Source organism: Flavobacterium sp. CG_23.5 (assembly GCF_017875765.1).
In the GTDB taxonomy this organism is placed as follows: Bacteria; Bacteroidota; Bacteroidia; order Flavobacteriales; family Flavobacteriaceae; genus Flavobacterium.
The window spans coordinates 830,393-851,545 of sequence record NZ_JAGGNA010000001.1 but is presented as its reverse complement, the minus strand read 5'-3'; the positions used below and the strand labels follow the sequence as shown (position 1 = coordinate 851,545).

The 21,153-nt window shown below is 33.9% G+C and carries 13 protein-coding genes; 6 read left to right on the top strand and 7 right to left on the bottom strand.

Going from position 1 to position 21,153, the window contains the following annotated elements; translation table 11 throughout:
* Positions 1-74: 74 nt before the first annotated feature.
* Positions 75-983 carry an SH3 domain-containing protein gene (locus tag H4V97_RS03510; RefSeq protein ID WP_209548923.1) on the top strand — a complete coding sequence of 303 codons (909 nt, stop codon included), beginning with the start codon at positions 75-77 and terminating at the stop codon, positions 981-983.
* Between the two features lie 86 nt (positions 984-1,069).
* Here the strand turns inward: H4V97_RS03510 and H4V97_RS03505 are convergent, their stop codons facing one another.
* The 4 genes from H4V97_RS03505 to thrA form a co-directional block, all read right to left on the bottom strand.
* Entirely contained in the window at positions 1,070-2,494 is a 1,425-nt protein-coding gene (locus H4V97_RS03505; RefSeq protein WP_209548922.1) for a hypothetical protein, read from the bottom strand.
* Positions 2,495-3,248: 754 nt separating this feature from the next.
* Positions 3,249-4,538, bottom strand: a complete 1,290-nt coding sequence (gene thrC, locus H4V97_RS03500; RefSeq protein WP_196851279.1) for a threonine synthase — start codon at positions 4,536-4,538, stop codon at positions 3,249-3,251.
* A 39-nt stretch (positions 4,539-4,577) separates the two neighbouring features.
* Positions 4,578-5,501: a homoserine kinase gene (locus tag H4V97_RS03495; protein ID WP_196851278.1), complete on the bottom strand. Its 924-nt coding sequence runs from the start codon at positions 5,499-5,501 to the stop codon at positions 4,578-4,580.
* Positions 5,502-5,608: 107 nt separating this feature from the next.
* Positions 5,609-8,056, bottom strand: a complete 2,448-nt coding sequence (gene thrA / locus H4V97_RS03490; protein ID WP_196851277.1) for a bifunctional aspartate kinase/homoserine dehydrogenase I — start codon at positions 8,054-8,056, stop codon at positions 5,609-5,611.
* A gap of 666 nt (positions 8,057-8,722) precedes the next feature.
* Between thrA and hutH the strand changes: the two genes are divergently transcribed.
* The 3 genes from hutH to H4V97_RS03475 are packed head-to-tail and all read left to right on the top strand — an operon-like array spanning position 8,723 to position 12,269.
* Entirely contained in the window at positions 8,723-10,237 is a 1,515-nt protein-coding gene (gene hutH, locus H4V97_RS03485; RefSeq protein WP_196851276.1) for a histidine ammonia-lyase, read from the top strand.
* 47 nt (positions 10,238-10,284) lie between these two features.
* On the top strand, positions 10,285-10,929 hold the full coding sequence (locus H4V97_RS03480) for a DUF47 domain-containing protein (protein ID WP_196851275.1): 645 nt from the start codon (positions 10,285-10,287) through the stop codon (positions 10,927-10,929).
* Positions 10,930-10,946: 17 nt separating this feature from the next.
* Entirely contained in the window at positions 10,947-12,269 is a 1,323-nt protein-coding gene (locus H4V97_RS03475) for an inorganic phosphate transporter (RefSeq protein WP_196851274.1), read from the top strand.
* A gap of 100 nt (positions 12,270-12,369) precedes the next feature.
* Here H4V97_RS03475 and H4V97_RS03470 read toward each other — a convergent pair whose 3' ends face one another.
* The 3 genes from H4V97_RS03470 to H4V97_RS03460 form a co-directional block, all read right to left on the bottom strand.
* Entirely contained in the window at positions 12,370-12,879 is a 510-nt protein-coding gene (locus H4V97_RS03470) for a DUF421 domain-containing protein (RefSeq protein WP_196851273.1), read from the bottom strand.
* A 21-nt stretch (positions 12,880-12,900) separates the two neighbouring features.
* Positions 12,901-14,271, bottom strand: a complete 1,371-nt coding sequence (rimK, locus tag H4V97_RS03465; RefSeq protein WP_196851272.1) for a 30S ribosomal protein S6--L-glutamate ligase — start codon at positions 14,269-14,271, stop codon at positions 12,901-12,903.
* 138 nt (positions 14,272-14,409) lie between these two features.
* The gene (locus tag H4V97_RS03460) at positions 14,410-16,956 is read right to left on the bottom strand and encodes an ATP-dependent Clp protease ATP-binding subunit (RefSeq protein WP_196851271.1); all 2,547 of its coding nucleotides are present in this window, start codon (positions 16,954-16,956) and stop codon (positions 14,410-14,412) included.
* A gap of 256 nt (positions 16,957-17,212) precedes the next feature.
* Between H4V97_RS03460 and gyrA the strand changes: the two genes are divergently transcribed.
* A complete protein-coding gene (gene gyrA / locus H4V97_RS03455) occupies positions 17,213-19,831 on the top strand; it encodes a DNA gyrase subunit A (protein WP_209548921.1) in 2,619 nt (872 codons plus the stop codon).
* Positions 19,832-19,873: 42 nt separating this feature from the next.
* A complete protein-coding gene (locus H4V97_RS03450) occupies positions 19,874-21,142 on the top strand; it encodes a tetratricopeptide repeat protein (protein ID WP_196851269.1) in 1,269 nt (422 codons plus the stop codon).
* Positions 21,143-21,153 lie beyond the last annotated feature (11 nt).

The following is a 21,153-nucleotide window of genomic DNA, read 5'->3' as shown; positions in this document are numbered from 1 at the left end:
TTTCCTGTGATGCTTTGTTGGTTGTTTTTAGTATTTTGCCATCGAATCATTTTTATAGATTAAACTAGATTAATATGAAATATAGAGTAGCAACTTCGTCACTAAATCTGAGAGATTTTCCGTCGGCGAATGATAATTCTAAAATTTTAACACAAATCCCTTTTAGACATACCGTCAAATTAATTGAGAAAACAACAGCAGACTGGTGGAAAGTGAGGCTTTTAAACACGGAAACAGAAGGTTTTGTCTTTTCTAAAGACATTGAACATGTTGACGAAACAACTGTAAATATTTCTGACATTGAAGTGCCTAATTTTGAACCAGGTTCGAAAGGAAGCCTGGATAACAAAGAGGAGACGTACAAGCCGCTTGGCAATTCTTCCATTCCGTTTAGAGATTTAACTAGTGTTGAGTCAAAGCTATCGTCAATTAGAAAGATAATTGATGCACTGGATGTTGAAAAAAGTTTCAGGTATCAAAAAGACGAATCCGACACGTATTGTAATATTTACACTTTTGATTATTGTTTTTTTGCCAAAGTGTATATTCCCAGATTAAGATGGACGGATAAAGCAATAGCAGAACTCAAAAAGGGGAACGAAGTACCATTAATTTTTGAAGATACGGTGAGGCCTTTTTATTCGAACTATATCTATGACTGGTTTTTGCAATCGTCTAATGCCTTTGGATGGGAAAGAATCTTAGATATTCATGGACTTCAAAATAAGGTAAATGAAAACGGTGGGGTGGGAATCATCTGTGCCAAAAGGTTTATATTGAATAAATCAGGGCACGTTGTCGTGGTCGTTCCTGAAACCGAAACCGAGAAAGCATATCGATTAGACGGCAAAGTCATTTATCCGTTGCAATCTCAAGCCGGAATGAATAATTATAATTATTTTTCAGAGATAAGAGAGGAATGGTGGGATAGTAAAGATCCTGAGAAGGGATATTCTTCTGCTATCTTTTACTATCATGATTAAATATAAATGTACTCTAAATAAAAAAGACTTCTTGAAGCTCGATGCTCAAGAAGTCTTTTTTTATAGGATTTAAGTCGTATCTAGAATTATACTGCTATAGCATTTTTTGTAATTAGTAACGAACTACAAAAACCATTTTCATAATACCTATTGTGTAAACTTGAATAAATTTGATTGTAGATTTCTATAGGATCATTCGATTCTATTTTAATAGCCAATATATTTTCTAAAAGAGCAATAAGGTTTGCCGGGACTGCAGTTTCTTTTCCGTGTACAATAGATTCATAGACAAAGTTATTCCATTCTAAATCGCAAATTGGATTTTCAATTTCGTTTAATATGGCATGATCCATAATGAAAATCAGAAAATTTAAAACTTCCTTTAGGTGTTTTTCGTTAAAATAATCAAATATTCTAAACTCAATACCGTGATTTTTGTGCTTGTGAAAATTTACGTCAAGTCCAATTTTATCAATTTTCTCATAATCTGATATTTCTGAATACCGATTCACCCACCATAACGGATTATCATGCATGGGATGCGCATTGAAATCCATTTGCACTATTTTTCCAGTTTTCATCACATTGGTATCGTACGTTCCAACCCCGATGTATCTTGACATCGCACATCGTTGTGATGCCTTGGTTAAATTGACACTGCTGTCATTATGGGATAAATAGTCAGAAGATCCAAACTTGATCATAAACAACGGACTCAACCATTGAAATAACCGAATCGTGCGCTGATGTTTTTTTATAAAATCTACTTTGTCTTTAATTTCACCTTCCTTGTTCAACTCCGTTGGAATGGTTAAATTAAAATGATAGGTCATGTTGTTGAAAACAGAATAGTTCTCATTGTTGGAAACAAATATGGCAAAAGGATGATTTTCCGAACAGATCTTTATATTGCCAAATTGTGAGAATATATTTTCTTTCTGCAATAGCTGTTGCAAATTTAGTGTGAATTCTCGTTTAATGTTTGACAGCTCCGAAATAACGGTATCTACATCTTTTTTATAAAAATCTTGCGTAACAAATTCAATTGTATCGCCATCAAAAATGAATTTTTTTTGATGTTCGTCAATAAAATAGCTATTGTGTTTTTGTAATTTTTCAAAAATGCTTTCGCCAATGTACTCCGGGTTTGGTTCATTGTCAATTACATCTAGAGTTTTATGCTGATTGTTTACATCTGTTTTTGTAAAAGAATGGGAATTCATTAAAACAGGAATACTGTAATCCTTATCAGTTAATATTTTTTGCAACGAATTTTCGAATACGTTTTCTTTGTAATTATTAAAATGGTTTACACTATACTTTTCACGTATCCCATTTGTTAAAAAGAAATTCTTGTCTACCGTACGCTGATTGTCAAACTCTAAATAACATTCATTTTCGATACCTACTCCCCAATAAAAATCATTTGATTGATATTGGCTCATATATTCTTTATGCTTATCTAATACCTCAATTTCAAAACTAACTTCATTCATGTTTTGATCTGTCATAAACTTCTTTCTCTTTTTCTAAAAATTTGTTAATATAGGGTAACTACTGTGTCAGGTAGTGATGCTTGAGGGAGTGCATAAATCCGAAGATTTTTTGTTTCTAACAAGAGTAAATCAGTATTGGATACCTGCCAATTTTGCATTATGAAAACCGAGCTTTTTGTTACGAGTTTTAAACCTGAATTTGGACGCTCAATTTCAATGCAAAAGTAGATAAAATTTATGGCTAAATCAAGAGGTGTTTTTAAATTATTTTTTTTGCTGATTGCTCAATTTTACTTCTATGTAAATTTTTAATTTTTAAAGGTTTAGCTATAATGTTTTGGGACAAAACAGGAATGGAAATAATTAAGCGAAATAGTATCGTTCAATTTAATTTCCCAATGCTATATTGACTTTTTTTTAAGTGAAAACAAGTAGATTAAACGCAACCTTTCAGCAGTTGCATTAGGAGCACAAATTTTGCGGTTTTTCAAGACCAGTCGTCCCGCTATTCGCTTTATCTTTTGTCCCGAAAAGCCGGGACAAAAGGATGCCGCTACTATCGGGGCTACACGACACTTTTTTTAAATAGTAATACTTTTAGCCAAAAAAGGGGATGAAACAAATTATAATCTCAAAACGAATTCTAGATTTACAAAAACGAAAACAGAAATTTGCTATTTGGTTACAAGCAATACACTCAATTCTTAGGTTCATTCATTACCCAGAAACCAATTGAGTAGTTTCCCTCCATAAAAACAGGAACATTGTCCTATCCTAAAAACGCTTTCAATTCCTCAAAATTCTTGATTTTTACACTTACTTTTTCCTTATTCATCACGCTTTCTATTTGAGCAGGAATAGGCAATTTTACGTTTAAAACAGGTTCGACAACATCCAAAAATTTGATCGGATGAGCAGTTTCTAAGAAAATCCCAATCGCATTTGGGTAGTTTTTCAACTCTTTTTTCAATCCCAAATAACCCACGGCTCCGTGCGGTTCAGCAATATAACCGTTGGCATTGAAAATGGTTTTCATTGCTATTTTGGTTTCTTCATCGGTAAAAGTATAAGAAGAAAAATCTTTTTTGAATTGCTCCAAATCATTTTGATACATTTCCTGAATACGAATAAAGTTACTCGGATTCCCTACGTCCATCGCATTAGAAATCGTGGCGATGGAAGGTTTTGGATCGTAAATTCCGTTTTCTAAAAATCTTGGTACGGTATCATTTACATTGGTAGAAGCTATAAAATGTTCGATTGGCAAACCCATTTTTTTGGCAATGATACCAGCGCAAATATTTCCGAAATTTCCACTCGGACAAGAAAAAACCAGTGCTGCATTCTGTTTTTTCAAGGCTTTGTAAGCAAAGAAAAAATAAAACATTTGTGGCAACCAACGCGCAATATTGATTGAATTTGCCGATGTCAGATTTTTATGTTTCAAACTTTCGTCCAAGAACGCTTTTTTTACCATATCCTGGCAATCATCAAAAACGCCGTCGACTTCTAACGCTTTTATATTTTGTCCTAAAGTCGTTAATTGTTTTTCCTGAATGTCGCTCACTTTTCCCGATGGATAAAGAATAATTACTTCGACACCTTTAACACCCAAAAAGCCACTGGCAACAGCACCTCCCGTATCTCCAGAAGTCGCCACGAGAACGGTATTTTTACTGTCTTTTTTATCTTTGTTAAAGTACGCCAAACAACGAGACATGAATCTCGCACCTACATCTTTGAAAGCCATAGTCGGACCGTGGAATAATTCAAGAGAATAGATTCCTTTTTCGACTTCTACAAGAGGGAAATCAAAACATAAAGTTTCGTCAATAATTTCTTTGAGTACTGCTGCAGGAATTTCATCGCCCACAAATTGTTGTATAGCTTGATAAGCAATCTCTTCGTTGCTTAAATTCTGGATGCTGTCAAAAAAATCTTGTGGTAAAGGGGTAATTGTTTCAGGAAAATACAATCCTTTATCAGTTGCTAATCCTTGTATTACGGCTTCTTTAAAAGAAACGTTTGGCGCGTTATGGTTTAAACTGTAATATTTCATTTTGTTGTCATTGCGAGGCACGAAGCAATCTCGTTATTGTTAACTAATTATTCTCATTCCATCCGGATTAACCTTTGAGACGTGAATTTCATAAGGCAAATTCATTTCATCATAAACAGCGCTCATGGCTTTGGCGATTTTGTCTGCGGTTTCCTTTCCTTTGCTTAAAGCAAAAATGGAAGGACCAGAACCTGATATTCCAGAACCTAAAGCCCCGTTTTCAAGTGCAGTTTTCTTGATTAAATCGAAGCCTGGTATTAACACACTTCGAAGTGGTTCCACAATTTCATCATGAAGGGAACGACCTATTAAATCGTAATCTTTGGTATATAAACCGGCAACTAAGCCGCCCACATTTCCCCATTGCATAATAGCACTTTTAAGAGAAACGGTTTGTTTCAATACGGAACGTGCGTCTGATGTTTTCAACTCAATTTGTGGATGAACAACAGTTGCATACAATTCTGATGGGCTTTTAATTTTTATAATATCTAATGGACTGTAACTTCTAACCAATGTAAATCCGCCCAATAATGCTGGAGCAACATTATCAGCATGGGCGTTTCCACAAGCCAATTTTTCACCTTGCATCGCAAATTGCACCAAATCTTTTATTTCGAATGGATTCCCTAATAAGGCATTGATTCCAAAAACTGCTCCTGCGGCACTTGCAGCGCTACTCCCAATTCCGCTTCCGGCTTTGATGTGTTTATAAATTTCTATATCAAATCCAAAGTTGGTTTCTACCGCATTCAATAACGCTAATCCGGCAACACCAGCCACATTTTTTTCGGTTTCTAAAGGCAAATCGGCACCAACAATTTTAGTAATACGAATCCCTTTAACGTCTGATTTTTTAATAATCATTTCGTCACCCACATTGTCCAAGCAAAGTCCAAGAACATCAAATCCGCAGGAAAGATTGGCGATAGTGGCGGGGCAAAATATTTTTATTTCATTCATAATTTTAGTCTTAAAGTCTAAAGTCTTAAAGTGGTAAAGTCTTAGTATTGAATATAAAATCAAGTTGATAACTTTCAGACATTACGACATTCGACTTTACGACTTATTTACACGTTTCCAATTCTAATTACATCAGCAAAAATTCCTGAAGCCGTAACTGCTGCTCCAGCACCTGCACCTTTTATCAATAACGGCTGGTCTACATAACGGTCTGTAAAAAATAATACAATATTATCTTTTCCTTCCAGATTGTAAAAAGGATGGTCTTTAGGAATAAATCGTAAGCCAACATTAGCTTTTCCATTTTCGAATTGAGCAACATATTTTAGTCTTGAATCTTTGCTTAGTGCTTCTTTGTAAATAGCTTCAAAATGAGCAGCATTTCTATTTAAAGAGGCGAAAAAATCCTCATTCGATGTTGTTTCCAAACATTCAGCAGGCACGAAAGATTCATTGGCAATTTCGTCAATTTCCATTTTGTAACCGCTTTCTCGTATCAGAATTAATATTTTACGTGCTACGTCAATTCCGCTCAAATCTATTTTAGGGTCTGGTTCTGTAAATCCTTGTACACCAGCTTCTTTTACAACATCATGAAAAGTGTTGTTTTCATCAAAATTGTTGAAGATAAAATTTAAACTTCCGGATAAAACAGCTTGAATTTTATTCACTTTATCACCTGATGCAATTAAATTTTTTACGGTGTCGATAATTGGCAAACTTGCTCCAACATTAGTTTCGAATAAGAATGGAGCGTTATATTGTCTCGATAGTTTTTTTAGATTCTTGTAATTATCATAAGCCGATGAACAGGCAATTTTATTGCAAGTTACCACGGCAACATTTTGTTTTAAATAGTGTTCGTAGGTTTTAGAAACACTTTCATTAGCAGTAATGTCAACAAAAATACTGTTGCGCAAATTCAATGCTTTTACATTAGAAATAAAAGTTGCTGCATCTGCAGTTTCTCCATTCTCTAAAAGTGATTGCCATTCTTTCAAAGAAATTCCTTCTTCATCAAAATGCATTTTTCTAGAATTGGACACCGCAATAACTCTCAAGTTTATTTTTAAGTTGTCTTTCAGGAATTTCTTTTGTTGGTTAATTTGTTCAATGAATTTTTCCCCTACATTTCCAACACCCATCACAAATAAATTCAACTGTTTTGTGTTTTCTTCAAAAAAGTTTTCGTGTAAAGTATTCAATGCTTTCTTAACATCTCTTTCATTAATCACTGCTGAGATGTTCCTTTCTGAAGCACCTTGCGCAATCGCTCGGATGTTAACATTATTTTTCCCTAAAGTACTAAACATTCGGCCGCTTAAACCTTGATGGTTCTTCATGTTTTCACCTACCAAAGCAATGATGCAAAGGTTTTTTTCAACAATACAACGGTCAATTTTGTTTTGTAAAATTTCAATTTCAAAAGCTTTATTGATGGCATCTTCAGCAACCTCGGCATCAGTATCTAAAATTCCGATACAAATAGAATGCTCAGATGAAGCTTGAGTAATAAAAATCACATTGATATTTTCATGTGATAATACCTCAAAAAGTCTTTTGGAAGAACCGGAAACACCAATCATTCCAGGACCTTCAAGCGTAATTAAAGTAATGTTGTCAATATGGCTAATTCCTTTTACAGGATAAGAGTTTGGCGTAACATTATTCGAAATATAAGTTCCTTCTGCTTCTGGTTCGAATGTATTTTTGATAAGAATTGGAATATTCTTTCTCAAAACGGGTTGAATAGTAGGTGGATAGAGAACTTTGGCACCAAAATGCGATAGCTCCATCGCTTCTTGATAAGAAATGCTGGCGATTGGAACGGCTTGTTTTACTATTTTTGGATTAGCGGTAAACATACCGTTTACATCAGTCCATATTTCTAAATTAGTTGCGTTTAAAGCTCCCGCTAAAATTGCTGCAGTATAATCGGAACCGCCGCGACCAAGTGTAGTGTTTATTCCGTCTAATGTAGTAGCGATAAAACCAGGCATGATTACCACTTGATTCTCATTCGAGGCAAAAAAATCAGCAATCAATTGATTTGAAATTTCAAAATTTACTGCTGCTTTTCCAAAATGATTATTTGTTTTTATCAATTCGCGACTGTCCTTATAGCTGCTATTTTTTAGGTTTTGTTTTAATGCTTCTGCAATGATATAAGAAGACAATAATTCACCAAAACTTAAAATTGTATCCGAAGTTCGAGGGGATAGTTCGCCCAAAAGAAAACAGCCGTCTAACAAAGTTTCAAGATGATTGATGATTCGTTTTATATGGCTTAATAAACCACTTTGCTCGCTGACCGGAATTAATTCTTTTAGCGCGTCAAGATGTTTCTTTTCAATTTCGGCAACAATTTCTTTATAACTTTCATCATTTGAAGCCGCATTGATGGAGGCTAGCTGAAGCAAGTCAGTTACTTTGCTAAAAGCAGAAACCACTACGACTAGTTTTTCTTCGTTAGCTTTATTAATTATTATATCTAGAACTAGTTTTATATTTTGTGCATTGGCTACCGAAGTTCCACCAAATTTTAATATTTTCATTTTGTCTGTTTTAATTTAAAAATGCGAATTCTTATATATATCCATCAACCGTCTTTCTTTAGAAAAAAAGTATAAAAAATAGGATTATATGTGAAATGTATACCCCTAAGGGGTAGTTGTAGTTGTTGCAGCAGTAAATGTCAAAGAAGCATCAACCCAAAATTGAGTTGTTATCGAAGAGTGATATGTTGTTCTGTTGTTTGCCATTATTGTATATCAAAAGTACAGTTTTTTATAAAAAGCTAAACAGCCAATTCCTTTTTTGCGAATATTTTAATAATCCAACTATTAATTGGTCAAAATTATAGATTATTTAATTTACTTCGTATTTCTTCGATCTATTCCTATAAAAATCTAAATGTTTAAATAATTGTTGAATTATTTAAGCTGGTTTTTTTTATGTTTAAATTCTAAATTTATCCTTTTCAGGTTTTTATACTTAATTATTTTAATTTTAAATAAAAGAAATTGGATATTTTTTCAATTGAATTTGCAATCATTTGATAACAAAATAGAAAGAGATTTTTAAGTAATAATAAAATATAAGATTAATTAGATGAAATTTATTATTTAGGTTTTTTTAGACTTGAATTTTAAATTATCAACAAAATATGTTGCTTTTTAATATTGATTTATTCAATTTTGGACAATAAAACAAAACCTGAAATGGATAACATACATTATATAAGTACAGCCGTTCTTTCACTAGAAGATTTAAACGAAATTATAGCTCACCATAAATCTTTGGAACTCTCTGATGAAGCAAAAATTAATATTCAAAAATGCAGAGATTATTTAGATAAAAAGATGGCAACGCACTCAGCGCCCATTTATGGAATAAATACTGGTTTCGGGTCGCTTTGTAATGTGAAAATATCAAACGAAAATTTATCAAAACTTCAGGAAAATTTGGTAAAATCGCACTCTTGTGGGACAGGGGAGGAAGTGCCAAATGAAATCGTAAAATTGATGTTGTTGCTCAAAATTCAATCATTGAGTTATGGTCATTCAGGAATACAACTGCAAACGGTTGAACGATTAATTGCATTTTATAATAATGATATTTTACCTATAATATATACGCAAGGTTCCCTTGGTGCTTCAGGTGATTTAGCGCCGCTAGCGCATTTGTCATTGCCTTTATTGGGTGAAGGCGAAGTGTTTTTTGAAGGCAAAAAAGTGCATTCTAGTGTGGTATTAAAACATTTCAATTGGGAACCAATTGTTTTGCAATCTAAAGAAGGTTTGGCTTTATTGAACGGGACTCAATTTATGAGTGCTTATGGTGCGCATATATTGATGAAAGCTAATAAATTCTCCTATTTAGCGGATTTAATTGGAGCGATTTCTCTGGAGGGATTTGATGGGAGAATTGAACCTTTTAATGAATTAATACATTATATACGACCTCATAAAGGTCAGATTGTAACTGCCAATCGTATAAAAGGACTTCTTGAAGGGAGCGAGATTATCGAACAAGAAAAAACTCATGTTCAGGATCCGTATTCTTTTAGATGTATGCCTCAAGTTCATGGTGCCTCAAAAGATGCTATGGATTATGTGAAAAAAGTTTTTAAAACTGAAGTTAATTCGGTTACCGATAACCCGAATATATTCGCTGAAAGTGATCAAATTATTTCCGGCGGAAATTTTCACGGACAACCGTTAGCATTGGCGTTAGATTTCATGGCAATTGCATTGGCTGAATTGGGAAGTATTTCCGAAAGAAGAACCTATCAATTGATTTCGGGATTGCGTAAACTTCCCGCATTTTTAGTAGATAATCCAGGACTGAATTCGGGTTTAATGATTCCACAATATACTGCTGCAAGCATCGCGAGTCAAAATAAACAGTTAGCAACACCTGCAAGTGTCGACAGTATTGTGTCCAGTAATGGACAAGAAGATCATGTGAGTATGGGTGCAAACGCCGCGACAAAAGCTTTGAGAGTCATGGATAATTTAGAGCGAATTTTGGCTATTGAATTAATGAATGCATCGCAAGCCATAGAATATAGACGTCCGTTACAATCTAGTGATTTTATAGAAATGTTTTTAAAATCGTATCGCAAAGAAGTTCCATTGGTAAAAGAAGACCGAATTTTGCATTATGATATAGAGAAATCAGTGTCTTTTTTAAATAGCTTTGAGATAGAAGATGATTTGTTAACATTAGCATAACATTAGCATAAAATAAAGAAGTAATTTTGTCGCCTAAAATTAATAAAATGTCAATAAATAGTATTTTCCAGTTTTTAGTTCCAAAAGACAAAAAATTCTTTCCTCTTTTTGAACAAGCATCTAGTAATTTAATTGAATTGGCTTCCAATTTGCATGAAGCAGTAAATCTTCCTTTGAAGGAACGTGAGGTTCTTTTTCAAAAAATTGATGCATTAGAGCAAAAAGGAGAAGATATTACCCGCCAAACGAATCTTGAGCTTAGCAGAAATTTCATTACTCCATTTGACCGAGAAGATATTCATTCCCTGATAACTTCAATAGACAATGTGGCTGATAATCTACATGGAGCGGCTAGTAGAATGAGATTATATCAAGTGGATAAAATCACTAAATCAATTAGAAAACTGACGGAAATTAATCTTGAAGCTTGTCAAAACATTGATGTTGCGGTTAAAGAATTGAGAAATTTAAAAAAAATAAAAAACATCACCGATGCTTGTGCTCGAATAAGTAAACTTGAGAATAAGTCAGATACGGTTTATAATAAAGCAGTATTTGAAATATTCGAAAATGAAACAGATGCAAAAAATATAATCAAGTACAAGGAAGTATTATCAGTTTTAGAATCTGCTACGGACAAATGTAAAAGTGTAGCCAGCGTTTTAGAATCTATTTCTGTAAAACATTCTTAAGAACTGATAAATAAAATATGACTTTACTTTTAGTTATTATAGCACTAGCCTTAATGTTTGATTACATTAACGGTTTTCATGATGCAGCAAACTCCATTGCTACAGTTGTAGCGACCAAAGTATTAACACCCTTTCAAGCGGTAGTTTGGGCAGCATTTTTCAATTTTGTTGCTTTTTGGGTTTTTGGATTTGGAGTTGCAGATACTGTTGCAAAAACAGCCAAAACAGAAGAGATTAATTTAGTCGTAATTCTTGCAGGAGTTATTGCTGCGATAATTTGGAATTTAATTACCTGGTGGAAAGGTATTCCATCTTCATCATCACACACTTTAATAGGTGGTTTTGCAGGTGCTGCAATTGCTCACGGATTCTCTGGAGCAGTTACTAATCCAGACCATTATGGTTTTAAAATCGTAAACTGGTACAAAGCAACAAAAGAAGGTGAACTTTTACCAAGCGGTATTTTGGTTGTAATTTGTTTTATTGTTTTAGCGCCTTTATTAGGAATGTTAATTTCGTATTTCATTTCGTTATGGCTGATGTATTCCTCTAAAAAGAGCATTTATCCAAAACTATTGACAGGATTTATAATGATATTGACGGTCTTTTTTATCTATTCGATGATGGAAGGGATTGATAAACCATTAGAAAAACCAAGATTTGATTCTAATTTCCTAAGCATACTATGTGATCCTAAAAATATTAAATGGTTGTTAGTTGGATTTATTATAATGAGTATCTCTGTTTTTAATTTAATTTTCAGCAGTTTGTCTACTGCAAGAGCTGAAGGGATTTTAAAAAGAATGCAATTATTATCTTCCGCAGCATTTAGTTTAGGACATGGTGGTAATGATTCCCAAAAAGTTATGGGAATTATTGCAGCAGCAGTCGCTGTTTATTTACATACAAATCACGTTGATGCTTCAAGTATGCCAAGCTGGTTGAACGTTGTACTTCCAAATGATGATAAAGGAATCAAAGCGGAAATGCCAGATTGGATACCGTTAGCGTGTTATTCTGCTATAGCAATAGGAACTTTAAGCGGAGGTTGGAAAATTGTAAAAACAATGGGCTCTAAAATTACAAAAGTAACCGCTTTTGAAGGTGTTGTAGCAGAATCTGCCGGAGCATTAACTTTGTTTTTTACAGAACATTTTAAAATACCAGTTTCAACTACACATACAATCACTGGGTCAATTATTGGGGTTGGAGTAACCAAAAGAGTTTCTGCAGTTCGTTGGGGTGTTACGGTAAGCTTATTGTGGGCTTGGGTACTTACTATTCCAATTACTGCACTATTAGCAACCTTAGTTTATTATATGCTTAGTTTATTCCTTTAAGTTCAGAAGCTAAAATTCATAAAAAAAAGACCATCTGGCTTTGTGACAGATGATCTTTTTTTATGAATAAAATTGAACTTAAATGCTTTAAAAGAAAGGTTTATATCAAAATTTTTTTTCGTCTGAGTTTTCTTTTATAATGTGTTTGTCTTAGATTTTTATCGCCAGAAATGATACTGATATTTCCGTCGGTTTCAAGAATTGCTAATTTTACATCTTTAAAATTCTCAACACCGTGTTCTCGCATGGCTTCTCTTAATTCGTCAGATGTAATGTTTAGTTTGCTTAATGATTTAAAATCTAAATTTCCATTATGGATTAGAATCACCGGTTTTTCTTCTAATAGTTTACTGAAAGCCGGGAACTTGTACATCAGTTTTTTTAAAGTAAAATTTATAAAAAAAAGTATGGTTGCTGCTGCCAAACCTCCCCAAAGAGTAGTGTCATTGCCTACCATCGCGTTTTGAACGGAGTTACTGATTAATAGAATCAGAATTACATCGGCTGTATTGAGTTGCGATAATTCTTTCTTTCCAAAAATCCGTAAAGCTATAATCATAAAAATATAAACTGCTACGCTTCTGACTATAATGTCAATATATGCACTCATTTTTTATTCGAATAAATTTAATTATTTCAATTTAAAATTCTTTTCAATGGCTCTTATCATTTCACCTGCAATGTCTTTATTGGTAGCGCCTTCAATACCTTCCAATCCAGGAGAGGAGTTTACTTCCAATAATAAAGGTCCTTTTGAAGAACGGATTATATCAACACCGGCAACTTTTAAATCCATTGCTTTAGCCGCTTTTATCGCGATGCGTTTTTCTTCGCTTGTTACTTTTATAATAGACGCAGTTCCCCCAAGATGAATGTTGGCTCTAAATTCGCCAGGCATAGCTTCACGTTGAATCGCGGCGACCACTTTGCCGTCAATTACAAAACAACGGATATCTTTCCCGTTGGCTTCTTTAATAAATTCTTGAACTAATATATTTGCGTTTAAACTTTTGAAGGCGTTAATAACGCTTTCTGCAGCCTTTTTTGTTTCTGCCAATACCACTCCTTTTCCTTGAGTGCCTTCCAGTAATTTTACAATTAGAGGGGAACCTCCAACCATTTTTATCAAGTCATCCGTATCTAAAGGTGAATTTGCAAATCCTGTGGTGGGGATGTCAATTCCGCTATGAAGCAGTAATTGTAAAGAATATAATTTATCTCGCGATTGTGTAATTGCATTAGATGAATTCAAGCAAAATACATTTAAAGCTTCAAATTGTCTGGTCAAAGCACAGCCATAAAAGGTAATGCTAGGACGAATTCTAGGAATAATCGCATCAAATTGATTTAATATTTTCCCACCGCGGTAATGAATTTCTGGTGTTTTTGCATCAAGTTTCATGTAACATTCCTTGATATTTAAAAAATGCATTTCATGACCACGCATTTCACCCGCTTCCATAATACGCTTATTGCTGTATAATTCTGGATTACTGGCTAAAAGACCAATTCGCAAACCAGAGCTTGCTTTTTCAGAATTTTTATAAAGTTCTTTCAGGTTTTCAGCTGACGGCTGTCCTAAAAGATATTTTTGCTCGGGATCAACAAGAACTCTACCACTCATTGCTTCTCGTCCCAAAAGCATGCGAAAACCCATGGAATCTCGATTGGTCAATGTCATTTCGATTGGCCATATTGAATTTCCAATCTGTAGATTTGTTTGAATAACGTAACGCTGCTCTCTAAACCCGCTTGAACTTTTCACAATACGTTTATCTACCAAAGGAGCCTCGCAATGAATAACGGTTTTTAGGTTATTCTGAATAGGATTGATATCAAATTTAACCCAATTATTTTCATTCTTAATAAATGGGGCAATATTTATTGCGTGTAAAGCAGATGTTTTAGCACCTGAATCGACACGTGCTTTTATAGTTGGTATTCCTAATTCAGGAAATGAACACCATTCTTCGCTACCCAGGATGACTTTATTTTGAGACATAAATTGATTTTATTTAATCTATTTTTTAAGAATCAAATGTAAATATTTGTTTTTAAAAAAATGGAAAATTTATATAAAGAATAAACCCGCTATGTTATAAAAACGTAACGGGTTTGTTTAGTATTTCGAATGAGATAATTATAGGTTAGTTGCCTCTCCGGCTTTGTGAACTTGCACTGTTAATTCTTGCGCTCCCTCTTCGATATCCATAAAAATTTCGTCTCCAGAAGTAATTTTTGAAGTGATAATTTCTTCCGCAAGTGCATCTTCAACATATTTCTGAATCGCTCTTTTTAATGGTCTGGCACCAAATTGTCTATCAAAACCTTTTTCTGCAATAAAAGCTTTGGCTTTGTCAGATAAATTTAATTGATAACCCAATTCTGCAACACGAGCAAATAATTTTTTTAATTCAATTTCGATAATTAAATCGATATCATGTTTTTCCAATGCGTTGAATACAATTACGTCATCTATCCTGTTAAGAAATTCAGGAGCAAAAGTTTTTTTCAATGCATTTTCGATAATACTTTTCGAATTATCATCGGCTTGCGCTACTTTGGCAGCTGTACCAAAACCAACTCCTTGACCAAAATCTTTTAATTGTCTGGCTCCAACATTGGAAGTCATTATGATTATAGTGTTTTTGAAATCAATTTTTCTACCTAAACTGTCCGTTAAATAACCGTCATCAAGAACCTGTAATAACATATTAAAAACATCAGGATGTGCTTTCTCGATTTCGTCCAATAGTACCACACAATATGGTTTTCTGCGAACTTTCTCCGTTAATTGCCCACCTTCTTCATAACCTACATATCCCGGAGGCGCACCAACTAGTCGAGAGATTGAAAATTTCTCCATGTATTCACTCATGTCGATACGTATCAATGCATCTTCCGAATCGAATAATTCTTTGGCAAGTACTTTTGCTAATTGTGTTTTTCCAACCCCAGTTTGTCCTAAGAAGATAAACGAACCAATTGGTCTGTTAGGATCTTTCAATCCCGCACGATTTCTTTGGATAGAACGCGCAATTTTCATTACGGCTTCTTTTTGCCCAATAACCTTACCTTCAATAAGTTCTGGTAATTTTGCTAATTTATTACTTTCCGTTTGCGCAATACGATTTACAGGAATTCCTGTCATCATCGAAACTACATCGGCAACATTGTCTTCGGTAACTTCTATTCGGTTATTTTTAGCATCTTCTTCCCATTGTTCCTGAGCAATTGCTAAATCTTTCTCAATGCGTTTTTCGTCATCACGAAGTTTAGCAGCCTCCTCATATTTCTGTTTTTTGACTACCACATTTTTTAATTCTCGAACATCATCTAACTGTCGTTCTAAATCTAAAATTGCTTTAGGCACTTCAATATTGGTAATATGAACTCGAGAACCAGCTTCGTCTAAAGCATCAATGGCTTTATCCGGTAAGAAACGTTCCGACATGTATCTGTCTGTTAATTTTACACACGCTTCAATTGCTTCTTGGGTATACGTTACATTGTGATGGTCCTCGTATTTATTTTTGATATTATTCAAAATAGTAATTGTTTCAGGAACCGATGTTGGTTCAACAATTATTTTTTGAAAACGTCTTTCTAAAGCACCATCTTTTTCTATGTATTGTCTGTATTCATCTAAGGTTGTCGCACCAATACATTGGATTTCACCCCTAGCTAAAGCTGGTTTAAACATATTGGAAGCATCCAAAGAACCTGTAGCTCCACCGGCGCCTACAATAGTGTGAATTTCATCAATAAAAAGAATGATATCATCATTTTTTTCTAATTCGTTCATTACCGCTTTCATGCGCTCTTCAAACTGTCCACGGTATTTAGTTCCGGCTACAAGGCTGGCTAAATCTAATGTTACTACGCGTTTGTTAAAGAGTATTCGAGACACTTTCTTTTGAATAATTCGCAAAGCTAATCCTTCTGCAATAGCTGACTTTCCTACTCCCGGTTCCCCTATAAGTAGTGGATTATTTTTTTTGCGACGGCTCAAAATTTGGGAAACACGCTCAATTTCTTTTTCTCTACCCACAACAGGGTCAAGTTTACCTTCCTCAGCCATTTCTGTTAAATCTCTCCCAAAATTATCTAAAACTGGTGTTTTGGATTTTTTGTTTGATTTATTGGCGGGGTTGTTAAAAGTTCCTTCCTTAAGACTGTCATCTTGTCCTGAATCATCATTATAAGATTCGTTTTTTGGCAAGTTTTCTAAAAATTCTTCATCGTTTGGAGTCATATTTATATATTGTTCTTTAGCTATGTCATAATCAATTTTAAGTTTATTCAATAGCTTGGTTGTTGGATCGTTTTCATTTCTTAAAATACATAGCAACAAGTGTGCTGTACTAATAGACGAACTCTGAAATACTTTTGCTTCAAGAAAAGTAGTTTTCAACGCTCGCTCTGCCTGTCTGGTTAAATGCAAATTTTTCTTTTCTACATTGACTTCAAGACTAGGACTTGCTGGACTTAGAATCTCAACCTTTCTGCGTAAATAATCCAGATCAATAGATAAGTTATTCAAAATTTGAATTGCCTTCCCATTACCATCTCTTAAGATACCCAGCATCAGGTGTTCAGTTCCTATAAAGTCATGACCCAATCGCAAAGCTTCTTCCTTGCTATAAGTAATAACATCTTTTACTCTTGGTGAAAAATTATCATCCATAATATATATTTGATACTGTAAATTTAGTGAATTAGTGATTGAAAAACAAAAACCGTTCCTTTAACAACTACTGTCAGCTAATAGACAAAAATTGTATTAATATTAGAGTTAAAATTTACTTAATTTATTAACTAAAAGAGAAGAAAATTTTGTTGATAAATCATTGAAATAAGTAGTGCAAAACAGGCTATAAAATTTCAAAAAGCTGTATATTGGCACGTTTTGAAACTAATATAATTTTTTAATATAACAACTTATGTCTGAAGGAGAAAAGTTAATTCCTATTAACATTGAAGATGAAATGAAAACAGCTTACATCGATTATTCGATGTCGGTAATTGTATCAAGAGCACTTCCAGATGTCAGAGATGGCTTGAAACCAGTACATCGAAGAGTACTTTACGGAATGCATGATTTAGGAGTTAATTCCAGATCTGCCCACAAAAAGTCAGCAAGAATTGTCGGAGAAGTTCTTGGTAAATATCACCCTCACGGTGACACTTCTGTTTATGATGCGATGGTTCGTATGGCTCAAGAATGGAGCATGCGTTATTTATTGATTGATGGTCAGGGTAACTTTGGTTCTGTAGATGGCGATAGTCCTGCAGCGATGCGTTACACGGAGGCTAGAATGCGTAAGATTTCGGAAGAAATATTGGCAGACATAGATAAAGAAACGGTTGATTTTAAATTAAATTTTGATGATACTTTAGAAGAACCAACAGTAATGCCAACTCGTGTTCCTACTTTATTAATTAATGGTGCGACAGGAATTGCGGTGGGTATGGCAACGAATATGCCACCTCACAATCTTACCGAAGTAATCAACGGTACATTGGCTTTCATGGATAACAATGATATCGAAATTGATGAGTTGATGAACTATATTAAAGCCCCTGATTTTCCTACAGGAGGTATAATATATGGATATGAAGGAGTTCGTGAAGCTTTTAAAACCGGTAGAGGACGTATTGTAATGCGTGCCAAAGTTGGTTTTGAAGAAGTGGATGGTCGTGAGTGTATCATCGTTACCGAAATTCCATATCAAGTCAATAAGGCAGATATGATCAAACGTACTGCTGATTTAGTGAATGATAAAAAAATAGACGGTATCGCTAATATCCGAGACGAATCGGATAGAAACGGGATGCGTATCGTATATATCTTGAAACGTGATGCAACGCCGAACGTGGTTTTGAATACGCTTTATAAGTTTACGCAATTACAGTCGTCGTTTAGTGTAAATAATATTGCAATTGTAAAAGGTCGTCCGCAAATGTTGAATCTGAAAGATTTGATTCATTATTTTATCGAACACCGTCATGATGTGGTGACTCGTAGAACGCAATTTGAATTGAAAAAAGCGGAAGCGAGAGCACATATATTAGAAGGTTTGATTATCGCTTCTGATAATATTGACGAAGTAATTGCTTTAATCAAAGCTTCAAAAAGTACCGAAGAAGCAAGAGAGAAATTAATCGAAAGATTCAATTTATCGGATATTCAATCTCGTGCAATTGTGGAAATGCGTTTGCGTCAATTAACAGGTCTAGAACAAGACAAGTTAAGAACAGAATACGAAGAAATTATGAAGTTAATAGAGCATTTGAAAGCTTTATTGGCTGATGTAAACTTGAGAATTGCATTAATTAAAGAAGAGCTTACGGAAATCAGAGATAAATACGGAGATGAGCGTCGTTCTCAAATCGAATATTCAGGTGGAGATGTAAGTATTGAAGATTTAATCGCTGATGAAAATGTAGTAATTACCATTTCTCATGCAGGATATATCAAACGTACAAATTTAACTGAATACAAGACTCAAAATAGAGGAGGAGTAGGGCAAAAAAGTGCAGGAACAAGAGATCAAGATTTCTTAGAGCATATGTTTGTGGCTACGAATCACCAATATATGATGTTCTTTACCCAAAAAGGAAAATGTTTCTGGATGCGTGTTTATGAAATACCTGAAGGAAGTAAAACAGCTAAAGGTAGAGCGATTCAAAACTTGGTGAACATAGAAAGTGACGATAAAGTGAAAGCGTTTATTTGTACGCAAGATTTAAAAGATCAAGATTACATAAAAAGCCATAATTTGATTATGGTAACTAAAAAAGGTCAGGTTAAGAAAACATCATTGGAGAAATATTCTAAACCTAGAGTAAATGGTGTCGCTGCTATTACTATTAAAGAAGGTGATGAACTATTGGAAGCCAAATTAACTAATGGTGAAAGCCAAATTATATTAGCTGTAAAATCAGGTAAATTAGTTCGTTTTGAGGAAACTAAAACTCGTCCAATGGGAAGAACAGCTTCCGGAGTTCGTGGAATTACACTTAAAGACGATACCGATGAAGTTATTGGCATGGTTACTGTAAACGATATGAGCAGTGAGATATTAGTTGTTGCTGAAAATGGTTACGGAAAACGTTCAAGCCTTGATGAATATCGCATTACAAATCGTGGTGGTAAAGGAGTTAAAACTTTAAATATTACCGAAAAAACAGGCAATCTTATCTCTATAAATGCAGTTACAGATGCGGATGATTTAATGATTATCAATAAATCTGGATTGACTATTAGAATGGCTGTTGAAGATTTGAGAGTGATGGGACGTGCTACACAAGGTGTGAAACTGATTAATATCAAAGGAAATGATTCAATTGCCGCTGTTACAAAAGTTATGAAAGACGATGTTGCAGAAGTTGTAGTGGATGAAGATGGAAATGTAATTGAAACTGAAGCTATCGAAAGAGTAAAACCAGTTTTGGAAGTTCTTGAAGACGAAGGAGCTGAGGAAGAAGACGAAGATGAAGAAGAGGAGTCTGAAGAAGATGAAGAATCAGAAGAGGACGACTCTGATGATGAAGCATAGGAACGTAAAAAAAAAATAATTATTAAACAAAAACAGAATATTATGAAAAGTAAATATGTAATACTTGCATCAGCATTATTGATATCAGTAGCTACTTTTGCTCAAAAAGATCAAATAAAGGCAGCTGAAAAAGCACTTAAAGGTGGGAATTCGCAGGAGGCAGTAAATATTTTGCAAGCGGCTGAATCAGCTTCCGCAACTGCACCTGATGCCGAAAAAGCACAATTTTTCTTTGTGAAAGGAAATGCTTATTTAGATCTAGCTAATAAAAAAGTGGATACAGATAAAAATCTTTCTCTAGCTGCAAAAGCATATCAAGATTTAATTTCAGCTGAAAAAGCTTCTGGAAAAATAAAATTTTCTACTCAAGCAGCAGCCTCTGTTACTGAAATAAAATTTAAATTAATAAATAATGCCATAGCGGATTCTAAAGTTGAAAAACATGCGGATAGCGCTAAAAAGTTATATGATGCTTATTTATTAGATAAAAAAGATACTATCAATTTATATTATGCAGCTTCTACTTATATAAATGCTAAAGATTATGACACGGCGTTGAAGTTATATGACGATTTGAAAACTTTAAATTATTCTGGAAAAGGAACCAGTTATTTAGCAGTTAATAAGTTGAGTAGTCAAGAAGATGTTTTTGCAACTGCTCAAGAAAGAGACAGGATGGTTAAATTGGGAACACATGAGAAACCAAGAACTGAGGTTATACCTTCAAAAAGAGGAGAGATATATAAAAATATGGCTTTAATTTTAGTACAAAAAGGAAAAACTGAAGAAGCTAAAAAAGCGATTGCAGCGGCCAGAATTGCAAATCCAGATGATGTTTCGTTAACTTTGACTGAAGCTAATTTATATTTAGATACTAAGGATTTTGATATGTATAAAAAGTTAATCGCTGAAGTATTAACAAAAAATCCTAATGATGCAGATTTGACTTTTAACTTAGGAGTAATCAGTGGAAATGCGAAGAATTATGTTGATGCTGAAAAGTATTATAAACGAGCAATTGAAATAAAACCAGATTACATCAATGCATATCTTAATTTGGCTATTATGAAATTAGATGGTGATAAAGTTATTTTTGACGAAATGAATAAACTTACCAATTCTGAAAAAGATAATAAACGTTACCTTGTTCTGAAGAAACAAAGAGAAGGAATTTTTATGGGTGCGTTGCCATACTTAGAAAAAGCGAATGAATTAGATCCGAAAAATAAAGAAGTAGCGTCAACACTTTTAAGTGTTTATAGTGCTTTAGAAATGACTGATAAGAAAAAAGCACTTAAAGCAAGGATGTAAATCTTATTATT

Bases quoted from the DNA above. Each gene is read 5' to 3' on its own strand.
- H4V97_RS03510 (WP_209548923.1), top strand. From the start codon at position 75: ATGAAATATAGAGTAGCAACTTCGTCACTAAATCTGAGAGATTTTCCG.
- H4V97_RS03505 (WP_209548922.1), bottom strand. From the start codon at position 2,494: ATGACAGATCAAAACATGAATGAAGTTAGTTTTGAAATTGAGGTATTA.
- thrC (WP_196851279.1), bottom strand. From the start codon at position 4,538: ATGAAATATTACAGTTTAAACCATAACGCGCCAAACGTTTCTTTTAAA.
- H4V97_RS03495 (WP_196851278.1), bottom strand. From the start codon at position 5,501: ATGAATGAAATAAAAATATTTTGCCCCGCCACTATCGCCAATCTTTCC.
- thrA (WP_196851277.1), bottom strand. From the start codon at position 8,056: ATGAAAATATTAAAATTTGGTGGAACTTCGGTAGCCAATGCACAAAAT.
- hutH (WP_196851276.1), top strand. From the start codon at position 8,723: ATGGATAACATACATTATATAAGTACAGCCGTTCTTTCACTAGAAGAT.
- H4V97_RS03480 (WP_196851275.1), top strand. From the start codon at position 10,285: ATGTCAATAAATAGTATTTTCCAGTTTTTAGTTCCAAAAGACAAAAAA.
- H4V97_RS03475 (WP_196851274.1), top strand. From the start codon at position 10,947: ATGACTTTACTTTTAGTTATTATAGCACTAGCCTTAATGTTTGATTAC.
- H4V97_RS03470 (WP_196851273.1), bottom strand. From the start codon at position 12,879: ATGAGTGCATATATTGACATTATAGTCAGAAGCGTAGCAGTTTATATT.
- rimK (WP_196851272.1), bottom strand. From the start codon at position 14,271: ATGTCTCAAAATAAAGTCATCCTGGGTAGCGAAGAATGGTGTTCATTT.
- H4V97_RS03460 (WP_196851271.1), bottom strand. From the start codon at position 16,956: ATGGATGATAATTTTTCACCAAGAGTAAAAGATGTTATTACTTATAGC.
- gyrA (WP_209548921.1), top strand. From the start codon at position 17,213: ATGTCTGAAGGAGAAAAGTTAATTCCTATTAACATTGAAGATGAAATG.
- H4V97_RS03450 (WP_196851269.1), top strand. From the start codon at position 19,874: ATGAAAAGTAAATATGTAATACTTGCATCAGCATTATTGATATCAGTA.